This is a genomic window from Photobacterium indicum (genome assembly GCF_003026215.1).
Taxonomy (GTDB): Bacteria; Pseudomonadota; Gammaproteobacteria; order Enterobacterales; family Vibrionaceae; genus Photobacterium; species Photobacterium indicum.
In genome coordinates this window covers 1-16,607 of record NZ_PYOC01000017.1, presented here as the reverse complement: position 1 = coordinate 16,607, position 16,607 = coordinate 1, and the positions used below count along the sequence as shown (strand labels likewise).

Sequence of the window (16,607 nt, the reverse complement as noted above, 5' to 3'; positions counted from 1 at the left end):
TTATTCCATATGTAGATCGAGCGGGGTCTTGCTGTTACGGCCTCCTATCTCTCGGGTGAGTTTAGGGACGAGATAGCCGGAAACATTTTCCAGCAGGCCTGCCATTAGGTGGCGCGCTTCAGTGTCATCGACCATAAAGTGGGCTGCGCCCTGTACTTTGTCTAAAACATGAAGGTAATAGGGTAAAATACCGGCCTCAAACAAGGCTTCGCTGAGCTGAATCAGGGCACCGACTGAATCGTTGATCCCTTTTAATAGTACGCCTTGGTTAAGTAGAGTGACATTTACGCGTTTGAGCTTATTCATGGCACCAGTTAGTTCATCATTAATCTCATTGGCGTGGTTAATATGGGTAACCAGAATCGTTTGTAAGCGACTATTGCCAATTAATGCACATAACTCATCAGTAATACGGTTAGGTATGACGACAGGCAGGCGAGTGTGGATACGCAGACGTTTAATATGAGGAATAGATTCTATTTTATCAAATAGCCATGCTAACTCGTGGTCTTTTGCCATTAATGGATCACCGCCAGATAAAATGATTTCATTTAATTCTGGGTGTTCGGCAATGTAGTTCAGCGCCATTCTCCACTGTGTTTTACCGCCCTTGTTGTCGCTGTAAGGGAAGTGACGGCGAAAACAGTAGCGACAATTCACCGCACAACCACCTTTCACTATCATTAACGCGCGGTTTTTATATTTGTGGAGTAAGCCAGGAATGGCGTTGTCTTGTTCCTCTAAAGGATCGAGAGAATACCCTTCATGTACCTCAAACTCTGGCTCTAAAGGCAGAATTTGTCGCAGTAGTGGATCATAGGGATTGCCAATTTCCATTCTATCGACAAAGCTCATTGGTACGCGTAACGCAAATAACTTTTTGGCAGCTAAGCCCTTTTCCCATGGTATGGGATCGATTTTTAGGGTTTTTAGTAGCAGAAAAGGATCTGAAATCGCATTAGCTAGATCATTAAGCCAGTTTTGCTCAACAGTTGAGGCGTTTCGGGTTATTATATGCGGCATTAAATACAACTCGAAGATGTGTAAGAGGATAGAAATGGCGTCTTTCAGCACCAATGAATTCCGCAGCGGAATGAAAATTATGCTAGATAATGAACCTTGTGTCATTATCGAAAACGAATTTGTTAAGCCTGGTAAAGGTCAAGCATTCAGCCGTGTAAAAATCCGTAAGCTACTTTCGGGTAAAGTTCTTGAAAAAACGTTTAAATCTGGCGAATCAGTTGAAGCTGCCGATGTAGTCGACGTTGAACTTGATTACCTATACAACGATGGTGAATTCTACCACTTCATGGACAACGTTTCATTTGAGCAGATTGCAGCCGATGTAAAAGCTGTTGGTGACAATGCGAAATGGTTGGTAGAAAACAACACGTGTACGCTAACACTTTGGAACAGTAATCCAATTATTGTTACCCCACCAAACTTCGTAGAACTAGAAGTGACTGAAACTGATCCTGGCCTAAAAGGTGATACACAGGGTACTGGTGGTAAGCCTGCAACACTTATTACGGGCGCCGTTGTACGTGTTCCACTGTTCATCCAGATTGGCGAAGTGATCAAAGCTGATACGCGTTCTGGTGAATACGTAAGCCGTGTGAAGTAATATTTGCTTTCACAGGTAACAAAGAAGTCGCTAAGGCGGCTTTTTTTATGCCTGCAATTCAGTGATTTTGCTGAACTTTCACTGCTTTACATTATTTTTTATGAGGTCAGTTGTACAGCTGCAAGTGTAAGCTATTGTTTATATTTATTTGTATTTAGAATGATAACCATTAATACATACATAATAATTATATTGATTGGTGGGTTATATGGATTTTAAGCCTCAGGCACAAGCTGCGCTAAAGAAAAAACTGTCTCTTCCTCTTGCTGGCGGTATTTTAGGTATTGCTGCATTATTGGGGTTAGCAAATAATTCCGTTTTAATGACCGATGCGGGATATACCTATGTGCATCAGAATAATGTGACAGGCGAATTGGATGTTTTTAGTGAGCCAGGCATTCACTTTCGGATGCCTTTTTTGTCAAAGATCACCCAATACGATCAGGTTATTACCGTTTCTTATGGTAATACAACAGGCGAAGATTTCTATCAACGCTTACCGTCTATTCAAGTCCGCTTTGCTGATACCTATATTGGTAGTATTCCCGTTACTTTCCGATTTAAGCTGTCTCAAAACCCTGATGCGGTGATCAAAATGCACCGAGAATTTCGTAATAACAGTAATTTAATCGATGCTTTGTTGGTTAAAAATGCACGAAATGTCACGGTGATTACGGCGACTCAATACACCGGAGAAGAATTTTTCCAAGGTGGATTAAATCAGTTTAAAACAAAGCTTGGTGATCAGCTGCGTGATGGCATTTATATGACCGAACGAAAGCAAGTTGAAATTGAGCAAATTGATTTAGCGCCAGTCGGTATTAACCAATCTAATTCAAATAAATTGCAACGCACCCAGCAATTGGTATGGAAAACCGTCCCCGTATTAGATACAGATGGTAACCCTAAGCGTCAGAACAACCCATTACAGCAGTATGGTATTGCGGTTACGCAAGTGACGATAGGGGACCCTTCACCGGAAGAGCAATTAAACAAGCTATTGATGGATAAGAAGCGGTTAGTCGCTGATCGCATTCGTGCCATCCAAGAGCAAGAAACATCAAAAGCACAGGCAGAAACGGAACAGTTACGTAAAGAGATTCAACGTACTCGTGAAGTACAAGATGCACAGCGAAATAAAGAGCTCGCGATTATTTCGCAGCAAAAAGAAGTGGAAATTGCTCGTCAAATTGCGGAGCGAGAAATAGTTGAGGTCGAAAAGACCAAGCGTTTAGCGGAAGTTGATAAAGAAAAGGAATTGGCGATAGCAGAAGCGAACTTGGCTATTCAAAAAGCCAATGCGTTATCAGCAGAATACGAAGCGAAAGCCATTTTGTCGAAAGGGCACGCTGAAGCTGAAATTTTAAAGTCAAAATATGATGCTTATGGTGCAAACCGCGATGTCTATTTAGCTGAATTGAATCGTGATGTGTCCACTGCGTTATACAATAATTTGAAGAACTACCAAGTACAGATGCCAACAAACTATTTTGGTGGCAGTAATGCCGGAAAGTTAACAACGAACTTGGATGTAATTACGGGGTTGGGGGCATTAGGGATTTTAGAGAAAAACCAAAAACTCACCGATACCAATCAAAACAAATAGCGCGCACAAATAGCACGTATTTATTTGATCCAAAAAAAAGCACCGCCTAAGCGGTGCTTTCTACATTTTGTATACCAATGATAATTAAATCATGAACACAAAGATAATTGCTAAAGCAGATACTAGGAACGCTGTCGCGTAACAAGCGATCTTACCAACCACACCTGTGTGGAATTTTAGATCGTGCATACCATGATGTAGGCGGTGCATTGCATGCCACATTGGTAGTGCTAGTGTCGCGATAGTAAATAGTGCGCCAATGAAGCTTGTTACAAAGCCTGAAACTCGCTCATAGCTCATTGCGTCCGCATCAAGTATGCCTAGTGGCACCATGATACCAAGAACAAGTACCGTTATTGGTGTTAGCATTGCGAACCAAGTACCACCAGCACCAAACAGACCCCACCATACTGGTTCGTCAGAACGTTTAGGATTTAGATTTACCACGTGGTTCTCCTTAAACTAACACTAGAACGAACAGTGAAATTGCAGCAACTGCAGCCCACTGAGCTAGTACAATAATCTTCTTATCAAGCTTTTTGCCTTTAATTTTAATCGGCATTACTTGAGGCATCATGCTGAAGAAGGTCTGTGCGTGGAACAAGCTGCCAAGAAGTGCAAGAATGTTTAATACCACCACAATTGGGTTAGACATAAAGCTTAACCAACCAGCCCAAGCTTCTGGTCCTTTCACTAGACAACCTAGACCGAATGTCAGGCAGATAGTGAAAAAGATCAAAGGTAGAATTGTTGCTTCACGTACCATGTAGAAGCGGTAGAAAGGATCATCTTTCCACCAAGTGCGTGTCATTTCGCGAACGTAAGGTTTACGGTTGCTCATCCTTATGCCTCCTGAGGCTTAATCATGGCAATAACAAAATCTTTAGAAGATTCAACTTTACCTTGGTTAACCGCTGCTGCTGGATCGACGCTCTTCGGACAAACTTCAGAACAGTAACCAACAAATGTACAACCCCAAGCGCCGTTTTCGCCGTTAATCAGCTTCATACGCTCTTGAGCACCGTTATCACGGCTATCTAGGTTGTAACGGTGTGCAAGTGTTAGTGCAGCAGGACCAATGAATTCTGGGTTCAAACCAAACTGAGGACATGCTGAGTAGCAAAGACCACAGTTGATACAACCTGCAAATTGCTTGTATTTAGCCATTTGCTCGGGTGTTTGGTTATTCGGACCATCTTCAGGGGTGCGATCGTTACCAATGATGTATGGCTTGATAGCTTCAAGACGTTCGATGAACGGCGTCATATCAACAATCAAATCTTTTTCGATAGCAAAGTTAGCCAATGCTTCGATTTTCAGACCATTTGGGTAGTCACGTAAGAAAGTTTTACAAGCTAGCTTAGGTACCTTGTTAACCATCATGCCGCAAGAACCACAGATCGCCATACGGCAAGACCAACGGTAAGCTAGATCTTTATCTAGGTTATCTTTGATGTAACCCAGAGCATCAAGCACTGACATGGTTTCATTAAACGGTACTTCAAATAATTCAAAATACGGTTCTGCGTCTTTTTCTGGATCATAACGCAGGATTTCTACTTTCTGGATGCGATTGCCTGACATTATGCCTGCTCCTTTGCTTGCTTCGCTTCAGCTGCTTCTTTTGCAGCTGCTTCTTCAGCTGCCGCACCGTATAGACGTGCTTTAGGCTGAGACTTAGTGATTTTCACGTCGCTGTATTCAATACGAGGTGCTTTATCACCGTTGTAGAATGCAAGTGAGTGCTTCAGGTAGTTTACGTCATCACGTTCTGTGCAGTTGTCATCTAGACGTTGGTGTGCACCACGTGATTCGCGACGAAGAATAGCTGAGTGAGCCATTGTTTCTGCTACTTCCAGACCGTAGCCAACTTCGATTGCATAAAGCAAATCGGTGTTGAATACTTTACCTTTGTCTTTGATGCTGATTTTCTTATAACGCTCACGAAGCTCTGCTAGTTTATCAACAGTCGCTTGCATTAAATCTTCTTGGCGGTAGATACCACAACCCGCTTCCATGGAGTGACCCATTTCAGTTCGGATATCAGACCAGTTTTCATCACCTTCTTGAGACATCAGCGCATCAATACGATCTTGAACTGCTTGAATCTGCTTAGTGATAGACGCTTCATTCCAACCCTTGAATTCTACTGCACGCTTCGCTGCACCTTCACCCGCAAGGCGACCGAATACAACAAGCTCAGCTAGAGAGTTAGAACCTAAACGGTTAGCACCGTGAAGGCCGACAGATGAACATTCACCAACAGCGAACAAACCAGAAATACGCGTTTCGTTATTCTTGTCTGTTTCAATACCACCCATGGTGTAGTGAACAGTTGGACGAATTGGAATTGGCTCTTCCGCAGGATCCACGTTTACGTATGCTTTAGATAATTCACAGATGAACGGTAGGCGTTCATGTAAATATTCTTTACCTAGGTGGCGCAAATCAAGGTGAACCACGTCGCCCAATGGGTGCTTGATGGTGTTGCCTTTTTGCAGCTCGTGCCAAAATGCTTGAGAAACCTTGTCACGTGGACCAAGTTCCATGTATTTGTTCTTAGGCTCACCGATAGGGGTTTCAGGACCCATACCGTAATCTTGTAGGTAACGGTAGCCATTCTTGTTTAGCATGATACCGCCTTCACCACGACAACCTTCAGTCATCAAGATGCCAGTACCAGGTAAACCTGTTGGGTGATACTGAACGAATTCCATATCACGTAGTGGTACACCGTGGCGGAACGCCATCGCCATACCATCGCCAGTCACGATGCCGCCGTTCGTATTACAGTTATAAACACGACCCGCGCCACCCGTTGCTAGTACAACAGATTTAGCTTTAATACAGATCAACTCGCCTTCAGACATGTGAATAGCGACAAGACCTTGTACTTCACCTTCTTCAACCAATAGATCAACTACGAAATATTCGTCAAAGCGGTTGATTTGCTTATATTTGATAGATGTTTGGAAAAGCGTGTGTAGCATGTGGAAGCCGGTTTTATCTGCAGCAAACCATGTACGCTCTACCTTCATTCCGCCAAAACGACGAACGTTTACGTCACCGTTTTCTTTACGGCTCCAAGGACAACCCCATTGCTCTAATTGGGTCATCTCGCGAGTCGCGTTTTCTACGAAATATTCAACAACGTCCTGTTCACATAGCCAGTCGCCACCACCAACGGTATCGTTGAAGTGATTGTCTAAGCTATCCTCATCCTTGATGACGGCAGCGGAGCCACCCTCTGCAGCTACAGTGTGAGAGCGCATAGGGTAAACTTTAGAAATAAGTGCAATTTCTAAGTCTGGGTTTGCTTCAGCAGCAGCGATGGCAGCACGTAGGCCAGCACCACCAGCACCGATTACAGCGATATCTGTGGTAATTGTCTTCACAGTTATCCTCCGGAGGTAAGACGATAAAAAATTTAACAGGTGCGCAACAGTGCACCTATCCTTGAAATCCTAGGGACATTCTATGCAACAAAAGCGATAAAAAAGTTGATTTAGACGCAGCTTTCTTATGGAAATAACCCAAAAGTATAAGGTGATTACAATAATTGTGATTTTTATCACAAAATGTAATGTTTTATGAATGTTAATTAACCGTTTTATTTTGTGTTAATTGTTTCTAGCTCATTACTTATGTGTTTCTAATTTTGGTGCTAAGTCCCTAATAATAAAAATAAACTAAAACAAATGAGGTATGGCAAAGAACTTAAATGTTGAATTTATGCTGGAATGGTTATTTTTATGTTAGTTAGTGGTTGGTAATGGGTATGTTCTTTTGAAGTTAATATGCAACAATCGGTAGCATTCTGTTCATAATATGACGCAAATAATTAATCTGTTTTATTTCAGGTGGTTATGTTTTTTGGCGTGTTGACCGTTCTTTGCTTTGATATTATGCCAACAGACGATCGACTACTTATAAAGAAGAATGCTATGTCTCAGCCTTGGCAACCAACGGCTTCTATAAAGCAGCTTAAACAACGTGCAGCTGTTCTCTCCTCCATCCGTGATTTCTTTGCTGGCAAAGGCGTTATCGAAGTCGATACGCCGGCGATGAGCCAGGCGACGGTGACTGATGTGCATCTGCATACTTTCCAAACAGAATTCGTCGGCCCGGGTTTTGCTGGGGGGCAGACGCTGTATATGATGACCAGCCCTGAGTTTCATATGAAGCGTCTTTTATCGGCTGGAAGTGGCCCTATCTATCAGATTTGTAAGTCATTTCGCAATGAAGAGTCGGGGCGCTACCACAACCCTGAGTTTACAATGCTGGAATGGTATCGACCTGATTTTGATCACCATGATTTGATGGGTGAAATGGATGAGCTGCTACAACTGGTATTGCAGTGCGATAAAGCTGAGCGCATGAGCTATCAACAAGCCTTCATTCAAGTGCTTGGTGTATGCCCTTTAGAAGGGACAATGGACCAGCTGAAAGGCGTAGCACGTACACTAGGTTTGGCTGATATTGCCGATCCTGAACAGGATCGCGATACTTTACTGCAGTTATTATTCAGCATCGGTGTTGAAGGCAAAATAGGGCAGCAGGTTCCTGCTTTTGTTTATGACTTTCCAGCCTCTCAAGCTGCGTTGGCACAAATCAACCCAACTGATAACCGTGTTGCTGAACGTTTTGAGGTGTATTTTAAAGGGATCGAACTGGCGAATGGTTTTCATGAGTTAGCCAATGGCGATGAGCAACTTGTACGTTTTGAACAAGATAATATGAAGCGTATTGGTATGGGATTAAAACCACAACCTATTGATTTGCATCTTATTGAAGCGTTGCGTGCAGGCTTTCCTGACTGTGCGGGTGTTGCTCTGGGGGTTGATCGTTTGATCATGCTTGCATTAAAGCTGGATCATATTGATCAGGTAACTGCATTTCCGATCGATATTGCCTGATATATTAGATATTGATCGTTAGTGGGGCTGGGTGGTGTTATTGAGTGGCTGTATAAACGACGAAAGCGCAGCGATTAGCTGCGCTTTTTTGTCTGACTTTATATTTATCGGTGACGAGATAAATATAAAATGGGCCAACATGCCGCACCAAAGTCAGAATAATGCGGGCTTTATCTCTTTACACTAGGCAGAAAGATCGGGGGAACCAGCTAGTCTTTACCAACCCTTTGTCAGAAGGGGCTGTTTTGACAATTTGTTCAAAACTTTTTGTTATTGCACAGCAGTGTATGATTAGGATTTCAAGGTGCTTTATCGCAATAGGAAAGAGTATAAACAACCTATACTTTAAATGCAAATGGTTATCAGTTACGTATTGGCGGTTTTTACGATAACAATACAATCATGCCGACATCGCAGTAGCTAGTGCCTGCCTTCGTATCCCATAACCATCCTTGTTATGTATACACACACCGGTTCTATCCTGCTTTTTATTCTAAGATCAGACGTGCATTAAGTGGTTGTAACGGACGCGCATTATTCCCCATCATCTCCTGTAATTTTTCAGTTTGTACTTTTGAGCTGGTTTGTGGCTCTTGCATCACAAACCAACGTACTCCTTCACTGCAAGGTGGTGTCGTTAACGAGCCATTAAAGCGGTAGTATTCGCGATCTCTTGGCAGTAAATCGGCAGGGTTGAGTGCTTCTTTTAGTGCGACTGTTTGCCCCTTACCTGGAATTGACGCCAGTAGCGTGCTGAGCTCGCTGTTACTACGAGGGCCAAGGTCAAACATCACGGCAACAACCGCCAATTCGCCTTTGTCTGTAGCATGTACAAAGTGCGCCTCCAGCGGATATTGCTTACCCTTTAAGTAGTTTTCTGAAGGGGTATGAAAATGAAACTGTTTTAGTTCGAAGGTTTTCCCATCAACCGTTAATGTATTTTTGCCGGTCAAATTAGCTTGAATAGTGTGGCCATTGTTCACGAGTTCGATCACCTTACCCTCGTAATCAATATGCAACGGTGCAAGCTCTGCTTGGGTTGTTTGGTTAATATCAATCGGTGTTTGATTTACCCCTTCACCACAGGTTGCGAATGACTCTCCCCAGTGTTCAGTGCCATGCTCGCCAGTATAACTCCATTCAGCAGCATAGCTTGTTGTTGCCCATGTGGTCATTATTGCGAATGCTAGTATGTGCAGTGTTCTTTTTTTCACTGAGAGTTCCTCTTCTTATGTAATGGGATATCTTACCAACAGATGTTATATCACTTAGCCAATGCCTTTAATTTAAGCAGAGATTAAGAGCTAGCAATAATATCGCACAGAAAAATGTGTACTCACTTCCGCAAATTGAAGTTTTATGCCCGTATAAACGAAATCAAAGTTCACAGGAATAAAGTAATAACACTGAAATGAAAGGTGAACGAGGTAGAAAAACGCCCAAACTATAATGAATAATTTGGGCGCTTTGACAGTGCGATAACAGTGGTGATTTACGTGATTATTACACCTTAAAGCGAGACATATCTTGTCGCATAGCCCCTGCAGAATCACTAATTTTTTGTGCGCTTTGGCTTACATCAATGGTTTGATTCGCTAAATGGTCAGAGACATCTTTAATCGCCTGGGTATTACGGCTGATATCTTCGCTAACGGCGCGTTGTTCTTCTGCGGCGCTAGCAATATGAGTCGCCATATCGGAAATTTCAGTAATCGCGTCGGTAATTTTACACAGGCTCTGGTTGGCTTCTTCTGCATACCCCACGCTTTTATCTGCCAGTTCGGTACTGGTTTGCATGCTATTGACGGCTTGGTGAGTATTCTTTTGCAAGGTGTCAATCATGCTACGAATTTCTTCGGTCGAATCATGAGTACGCTTACTTAATACACGCACTTCATCTGCCACCACAGCAAAGCCTCGCCCTTGCTCTCCAGCTCGTGCTGCTTCAATCGCGGCATTGAGTGCCAGTAGGTTCGTTTGCTCGGCGATACCTTGAATGGTCGACAGAATTTGGTTGATACCTTGTGCGTTGCTTTCGAGCTCATGAATAACCGTTGCAGCTTCTTGTACTTGATTGGCTAGCATTGTAATCGCATCACGGTTTTGCCCGATAACGTGCTGACCTTCATCACATGCATTTGTCGATGCCTGTGCGGCGGCGGCAGTCATTTCAGCATGACTAGCCACTTCGCCCGAAGTTGCCGACATTTCATGAATCGCGGTGGCGATTTGATTCACATCATTTTGCTGCTCGGCGACTTTCTGAGAAGCCAGTATGGTTTGCTTTGATGAGGTATCTGCGTATTCACTTAGGGTGTGTGAGTGCGCCACTGCATCTTTAATCATCGCCTGTAGCTGCGATAAAAATCGATTCATGCTGTCAGCAAGCTCACCGATTTCATCCATGCGCTCAATTTCAATGCGTTGTGTTAGATCACCACTGCCTTGGGCTAATTGGCTTACTGATTTATTTAAGTTATTCAGCGGGCGAAGTAAGTTATTAATGGTAAGTGTCGCAATAATTGAAATGATGATGTAAAGCCCTAGCGATGCCAGAACCAGAAATTTCATTTGTTCGGTAATCGAGGCGAATGCCAAGGATTTATCCTCGATAATACCCAGTGTCCAATCCGTACCTGCGATCGGAGTGACAAAAATCATCTTATCGCTGTTTTCACTGTCTAGAGTGAAGGTATGAATGGTGTTGTCATTTTGCAACTTGCGGATAAGGTCAGGTGTGAGCTCACTATCAAGCTGAGCAAGTGGTTGCTGACTTAATGCTTCATCGCGATACGCGACAATACGGTTATTACCGTCAATTAAAAAAGCAAACCCATCGTGATTCAACTCTAGGCTGAGTACTTGGTCGATAATATGATTAACCGTTAAATCAGCAGCCAAGACCCCTGTATTTGTCCCACGGAATGCTTTAGCAAAACTTACGACAATACTGCCATCGAAGTCTTTGTACGGGTCAGTAAGTACTAACTTGTTTTCTGTGGTTGCATCTTTATACCAAGGGCGAGTACGCGGATCATAATCTGCTGGCCAATCTTCCGATTTATCACCGTAAGCAATACTACCATCTGAAAATCCAGCATAAACCGACAGAAAGTGCCCTGCACGTTTGGTTAAGAGTAGTTCGCGATCGATATTATTTTCGCTCGCAATCAATGGTTCATTCGCTAGCATCATGTCGCTGCGCGTATCTAGCCAATTACTGATGTAGCGGCTGGTAGCTTCACCAATATCTGTCATTTGACGGCTGATTTCGGTGGTCGTTTCTTGCTTTAGTTGGTTTATTGAAATCCAAGCTTGTACAGTGCTGACGGCGGCAATAATAGTCGCAATCGCTATTTGGATTTTAAACTTGATCGTATATCTCATAAAAAAATCTCTGCATGATGTCGACAGGTAACGGCAGATGTATAGGTTTAAAAACGTCTAACGTTCTTGTCGTTATATTTATTGCAATATGAATCACAGAGATTATCGGCAGAAGTGAAATATAACTTAATGATAAAAAGCAAAAACAAGTCAATATCATAAGGTGGCTAACAGGAAGTGTGATATGCAGTCAAATTTAGCAGAGCGAGTGAAACACGAGGAATCCAAATGGGGAGAAATGATTCTTCTCCCCATTATTTTAACGGTTACGTAATAATGAGTGCAGCAGCGTATACGATAGCCAGACCCACTAGGCCAATGATAATTCCGGTTTTTGCCATGTCTTTACTTTCAATTAAGCCAGTTGAATAAGCCAGTGAATTGGGTGGGGTAGAGACAGGTAAGATCATACCGAGTGATGCCGAGAATGCGACGACTACAAGCACACCTTGTAATCCACCGATTGATGCCAAGCTTTCCATTGAAGCGGCAACTGCAGCTGCAATGGGCATTAATAAGTTGGCAGTAGCAGTGTTAGACATGAAGTTAGCCATTAACCAACAAATCATGGAGAGGGTTAATACTACGGCGATTGGCGAGAGTGAATCATAGTCGATGGAGTGAGCTAAAGCCGATGCTAAGCCCGTTTTATCTAATCCCAGGCCTATCGCGATTCCCCCTGCAACGAGCCACAGTACATCCCAGTTAATGAGCTTGATCTCTTCTTTGCCCATGATGCCCGTTAAGGTAAATACAGCGAGAGGAATAATCGAGACCACATAGGTATTCATGCCGTGTAGTGCTGTGGTCATCCATAAAATAATGGTCATTGCAAAAGTGATATATACCACAATGGCCTGCCAGCTTTTTTGGAATGTACCTTCTAACTTTAATACCATGCGCTTCTGAGTTGACGGGAATAGCTTTTGCAATAACCACCAAGCAAATGCGAGCTGTGCGATGACAAAAGGCAAACCAAACATCATCCAACCTAGAAAACTAATACTGTTATCACCGGTTAAGTATTGCAGTGCGATGGCGTTAGGTGGTGTACCAATTGGAGTGGCCATGCCACCAGTATTGGCTGCAATAGGGATACACAATACTAAGGCTTTAATCCCTATATCTCCTTTAGGTACCGAGGCGACAATGGGGGCTAATAGCGCCAGCATCATAACGGTTGTTGCGGTATTAGACATAAACATGGAGAACACGGCCGTAATCAGCATTAACCCCAGCATGATGTATCGAGGTTCAGTACCGAAGGGCTTGAGCAAAACGCGGGCGAGGTTGTTATCAAGTTCATATTTAGAAGCGGCAATGGCTAAAGAAAATCCGCCCATAAAAAGAATAATAATAGGCGAAGAGAAAGCACCGAAAATATCGGTATATAGCATCACCTCGCCCATTTCATGCCCCGTTGGTGGCGTTCGGAATAAGTGCAGCCCCTTATCTGAAATCATGATCAGCTCTAAGGCAATGATCAATATAGACGTGGCAAACACGGGAACGGGCTCAAGCACCCAAAGTAAGGCTGCTAGTGCAAAAATAGCGAGAAGGCGATGTTGAATAAGGGTAAGACCTTCGATGGGAATGGCATCGATAGGGATCATCAAAATACCGAGGGGAACCCCGAAAGCAACGAGCAGCTTTACGAACAGCGATACTGATAATCTTTCCATATGATGAGTTTGCCTTTATTAAAATAATTACAAATCAGCATACTATTGGAATGCGTGAATAATCCTCGATATGGTCAATTTTTCGCATTAAAAAAGGGGCGCTAGGCGCCCCTTTTTTCTAAAACTGTTAACTTGTTACTCTTTCTCAGAATTGTCCAACTCGGCATAAGGTTCACCCATGCGTGTTGGTTGTTCTGGTTTCATGGTTTCAACAAAACGTACCATATCTTTCGGGAATAAATTAATTACCGTAGAGCCCAGTTTGAAGCGACCCATCTCTTGGCCTTTTTTCAATACAATGGCTTGTGCACCTGTTGCTGGGTAATCCCAACGACGAACCTCAGGGCCTGTTGGTGGGGTAACTGTGCCAGCCCAAACGGTTTCTATGCTGCCGACAATCGTTGCACCTACAAGTACTTGAGCGATAGGGCCATGTGCCGTATCAAAAATACAGACGACACGCTCATTACGTGCAAATAGATTCGGTACATTTTGTGCTGTAAGTGGATTTACTGAGAATAAATCGCCTGGCACGTAAATCATTTGGCGCAATGTGCCATCACACGGCATGTGTACACGGTGGTAATCACGCGGTGATAAGTAAAGCGTAGCAAAATCACCGCCAATAAATTCTTCAGCCAGTGCTTTATCACCACCTAATAATTCACAAGCATCAAAATAATGCCCTTTAGCTTGGAATAAGCGACCTTCTTTAATCGGTCCTAATTGGCTAACACAAGCATCAGCAGGGTGACTTATGATGCTGTCATCGCTATTAATTGGACGAGCACCTTCCTTTAGCTCTCGAACAAAAAAGTTGTTAAATGTTGAATAAGCTGCTGGATCTGGGTTTCGCGCTTCAGACATATCAACTTTGTACTGACCGATAAACCAACGAATGATCGCGGTAGTTAGCTTTCCTGCTTCTAATGAAGCCAGTTTGCCTACTAAACGGGTTAAAGCATGTTTTGGGGTGCAATATTGCAGGCCAATTTTAATATTATCAAGCACAGTGTGGTATCCAGAAAGTATCAATTAATCAACAGTCTAGTTATTCTTTTTAACATATAGGAATAACTCGAACCGAGAATATTACCTAAAAGTCGTTAAAAAGTCAGTTAATTAGGTCTAAGTATGAGGCTTTGTTCTAAGACGGCGTTATTGCATAACGAATGAAGAGCTAACAGCCTCTACGATACGGTAGAGGCTGTTAGCTTTTTTAGCTAGGCTTGTTACGAGAAAACTGACGATTTGCCACGTTTTCAGACATGCTTTCGATTATTTTATGGTAGCTCTTAAAGCGTTCACGGCTGATTTTTCCTGCGTCAACGGCTTCACGAATTAAACAGCCCGGATCGTTATTGTGTTTACAATCACGGAACTTACAGCCACCTAAATACTCCCGAAACTCAATAAAGGCTTTAGTGACTTGTTCTGTCTCTAAATGCCATAAACCAAATTCACGAACGCCTGGTGAGTCAATAAGATCACCCCCACCTTCAAAATGGTAAAGGCGAGCAGCAGTTGTGGTGTGTTGGCCTAAACCTGAGTTTGTAGAAACATCCCCGATTTCAGCTTCCACCTCTGGCATTAAGGTATTAATCATACTTGATTTACCTACACCAGATTGACCCGCAAAGATATTCACTCGGTCTTTAAGGTCATTTTTTAATTCCTCCATACCTTCACCCGTTTCAGAGCTTACATAACGCAGCTCGTAACCGACTTTTTGGTAAAGAGAAAGTGTTTTTTCCACTTGCTTGCGAACATCTGGTTCTAATAAATCGATTTTATTTAATACGATTAGAGGTTCGATGCCGACAGTCTCGGCTGCAATCAAGTAGCGGTCGATAATATTGAGTGATAGCTCAGGTAAAATCGCCGAAACAATGATGATTCGGTTTACGTTTGCTGCGACAGCTTTAACGCCATCGTAGTAATCAGGACGAGTTAGTACTGATTTACGTTTGTGAACGGCTTCTACGACACCTGAAATACCATGTAATGTTTCAACACCTGGACGCCATACCACGCGATCACCAGAGACTAAACTCTGAATACTTCGACGTAGGTTACAACGATGAATCACCCCTGTTTGAGGATCTTCGACATCAGCATGTTGACCAAAACGGGTAATGACCAGACCCTCACGGGCTGATTCAAGCAGCGCTTCATCCCACTGGACTTCGGCTTTTTCGCGATTTAGTCGTTTATTTTGGTTAGAGCGTACGCGACGGCTCTGCCCTTGAGTCAGCTTTTTCTTTTTTGCCACAAGAATATCGCCAGTTTGGTTGGCTTTCAGTATAAGCCAAGTATGATACATGGTTTAGTCACAAAATAGGCAATATCGAATGACAATCAGCGATCAGAATCTTATTTGGGTTGATTTAGAGATGACTGGCTTAGATCCAGAAATCCATCAAATCATTGAAATCGCAACTATCGTGACCGATGCTCAATTGAATATTTTAGCCGAAGGTCCAGTTTTAGCTATTCATCAGTCTGAAGCTGAATTAGCTAAAATGGATGATTGGTGCACAAATACACATACCAATAGTGGTTTGGTTGAGCGCATTCGTCAAAGTACGTTTACGGAAGAAGATGCGATTCGACAGACTATTGCGTTTTTAGAGCTGTGGGTTCCGAAAGGCGCATCACCTATTTGTGGCAACAGTATTGGTCAAGATCGTCGTTTCTTATATAAGCATATGCCTGAGCTAGAGCAGTACTTTCATTACCGCTATCTAGATGTAAGTACGATTAAAGAGTTAACACGACGCTGGCAACCAGAGTTACTTGAAGGGTTTTCTAAGAAGGGCAGTCATCTAGCGCTTGATGATATTCATGATTCAATAGCTGAACTGCGCTACTATCGTGAGCATATCTTTACTATTTGATGGTAAAATAAGCACTTGAAGAAAAATGTGCGGATTTTTATTTAGATCTATTGCATCCGTCATTTTTCCTCGTATAATGCGCAGCCTCGAAAGGGAATAACGTGTTTGTTCCTTTTTGTGAAAATCGGACGCGGGATGGAGCAGTTTGGTAGCTCGTCGGGCTCATAACCCGAAGGTCGTTGGTTCAAATCCAGCTCCCGCAACCAAAACTTGTTGAGAAACAAGGACCAGAGATGCGACACTAGCTCAGCTGGTAGAGCGCAACCTTGCCAAGGTTGAGGTCACGAGTTCGAGCCTCGTGTGTCGCTCCAAATTGATTTCATAGCGATAAGCTGTGGGATGAAAGTTGTTACCGTACTTTAACGGTGAATATAAATCGGACGCGGGATGGAGCAGTTTGGTAGCTCGTCGGGCTCATAACCCGAAGGTCGTTGGTTCAAATCCAGCTCCCGCAACCAATTTACTTGTTGAGAGACAAGGACCAGAAATGCGACA

At 43.1% G+C, this 16,607-nt stretch carries 14 protein-coding genes and 3 tRNA genes; 7 read left to right on the top strand and 10 right to left on the bottom strand.

What is annotated here, in order from left to right:
- A complete protein-coding gene (gene epmB / locus C9J47_RS24920; protein WP_107256491.1) occupies nucleotides 1–1,023 on the bottom strand; it encodes an EF-P beta-lysylation protein EpmB in 1,023 nt (340 codons plus the stop codon).
- 34 nt (nucleotides 1,024–1,057) lie between these two features.
- Here epmB and efp point away from each other — a divergent pair, with 34 nt between their 5' ends.
- Together efp and C9J47_RS24910 are read left to right on the top strand one after the other, a co-directional pair.
- On the top strand, nucleotides 1,058–1,624 hold the full coding sequence (gene efp / locus C9J47_RS24915) for an elongation factor P (RefSeq protein ID WP_107256489.1): 567 nt from the start codon (nucleotides 1,058–1,060) through the stop codon (nucleotides 1,622–1,624).
- Between the two features lie 208 nt (nucleotides 1,625–1,832).
- Complete coding sequence (locus C9J47_RS24910) at nucleotides 1,833–3,230, top strand: SPFH domain-containing protein (RefSeq protein WP_107256486.1); 1,398 nt, start codon at nucleotides 1,833–1,835, stop codon at nucleotides 3,228–3,230.
- Between the two features lie 84 nt (nucleotides 3,231–3,314).
- On the opposite strand, the gene frdD is transcribed toward C9J47_RS24910, so the two are convergent.
- Genes frdD through frdA form a run of 4 tightly spaced genes read right to left on the bottom strand, consistent with a single transcriptional unit; the run spans nucleotide 3,315 to nucleotide 6,625 of the window.
- Complete coding sequence (frdD, locus tag C9J47_RS24905; protein ID WP_006233707.1) at nucleotides 3,315–3,677, bottom strand: fumarate reductase subunit FrdD; 363 nt, start codon at nucleotides 3,675–3,677, stop codon at nucleotides 3,315–3,317.
- Nucleotides 3,678–3,687: 10 nt separating this feature from the next.
- Complete coding sequence (frdC, locus tag C9J47_RS24900; RefSeq protein WP_006233706.1) at nucleotides 3,688–4,071, bottom strand: fumarate reductase subunit FrdC; 384 nt, start codon at nucleotides 4,069–4,071, stop codon at nucleotides 3,688–3,690.
- Between the two features lie 2 nt (nucleotides 4,072–4,073).
- Nucleotides 4,074–4,814 (bottom strand): succinate dehydrogenase/fumarate reductase iron-sulfur subunit, encoded by a 741-nt coding sequence (locus C9J47_RS24895; RefSeq protein WP_107256484.1) that lies wholly within the window; start codon nucleotides 4,812–4,814, stop codon nucleotides 4,074–4,076.
- Nucleotides 4,814–6,625, bottom strand: a complete 1,812-nt coding sequence (frdA, locus tag C9J47_RS24890; protein WP_107256482.1) for a fumarate reductase (quinol) flavoprotein subunit — start codon at nucleotides 6,623–6,625, stop codon at nucleotides 4,814–4,816. The genes C9J47_RS24895 and frdA overlap by 1 nt, the downstream gene beginning before the upstream one ends.
- 549 nt (nucleotides 6,626–7,174) lie before the next feature.
- Here frdA and epmA point away from each other — a divergent pair.
- Nucleotides 7,175–8,146 (top strand): elongation factor P--(R)-beta-lysine ligase, encoded by a 972-nt coding sequence (gene epmA / locus C9J47_RS24885; RefSeq protein ID WP_107256480.1) that lies wholly within the window; start codon nucleotides 7,175–7,177, stop codon nucleotides 8,144–8,146.
- A gap of 488 nt (nucleotides 8,147–8,634) precedes the next feature.
- On the opposite strand, the gene C9J47_RS24880 is transcribed toward epmA, so the two are convergent.
- From C9J47_RS24880 to rsgA, 5 genes are all read right to left on the bottom strand, one after another.
- A complete protein-coding gene (locus C9J47_RS24880; protein WP_245903624.1) occupies nucleotides 8,635–9,360 on the bottom strand; it encodes a carbonic anhydrase in 726 nt (241 codons plus the stop codon).
- Between the two features lie 289 nt (nucleotides 9,361–9,649).
- Nucleotides 9,650–11,533 carry a methyl-accepting chemotaxis protein gene (locus C9J47_RS24875; RefSeq protein WP_107256476.1) on the bottom strand — a complete coding sequence of 628 codons (1,884 nt, stop codon included), beginning with the start codon at nucleotides 11,531–11,533 and terminating at the stop codon, nucleotides 9,650–9,652.
- A 266-nt stretch (nucleotides 11,534–11,799) separates the two neighbouring features.
- On the bottom strand, nucleotides 11,800–13,215 hold the full coding sequence (locus tag C9J47_RS24870; RefSeq protein ID WP_107256474.1) for an SLC13 family permease: 1,416 nt from the start codon (nucleotides 13,213–13,215) through the stop codon (nucleotides 11,800–11,802).
- A gap of 135 nt (nucleotides 13,216–13,350) precedes the next feature.
- A complete protein-coding gene (asd, locus tag C9J47_RS24865) occupies nucleotides 13,351–14,226 on the bottom strand; it encodes an archaetidylserine decarboxylase (RefSeq protein ID WP_107256471.1) in 876 nt (291 codons plus the stop codon).
- Nucleotides 14,227–14,434: 208 nt separating this feature from the next.
- Nucleotides 14,435–15,487: a small ribosomal subunit biogenesis GTPase RsgA gene (gene rsgA / locus C9J47_RS24860; protein WP_006233697.1), complete on the bottom strand. Its 1,053-nt coding sequence runs from the start codon at nucleotides 15,485–15,487 to the stop codon at nucleotides 14,435–14,437.
- A 79-nt stretch (nucleotides 15,488–15,566) separates the two neighbouring features.
- Here rsgA and orn point away from each other — a divergent pair, with 79 nt between their 5' ends.
- From orn to C9J47_RS24840, 4 genes are all read left to right on the top strand, one after another.
- Nucleotides 15,567–16,112, top strand: coding sequence for an oligoribonuclease (orn, locus tag C9J47_RS24855; protein ID WP_107256469.1), 546 nt, complete (start codon nucleotides 15,567–15,569; stop codon nucleotides 16,110–16,112).
- A gap of 129 nt (nucleotides 16,113–16,241) precedes the next feature.
- Nucleotides 16,242–16,318 (top strand) — tRNA-Met (locus C9J47_RS24850).
- A 29-nt stretch (nucleotides 16,319–16,347) separates the two neighbouring features.
- Nucleotides 16,348–16,423: transfer RNA gene (locus tag C9J47_RS24845), tRNA-Gly, on the top strand.
- 70 nt (nucleotides 16,424–16,493) lie between these two features.
- Nucleotides 16,494–16,570: transfer RNA gene (locus C9J47_RS24840), tRNA-Met, on the top strand.
- The last annotated feature ends 37 nt before the right edge of the window (nucleotides 16,571–16,607 follow it).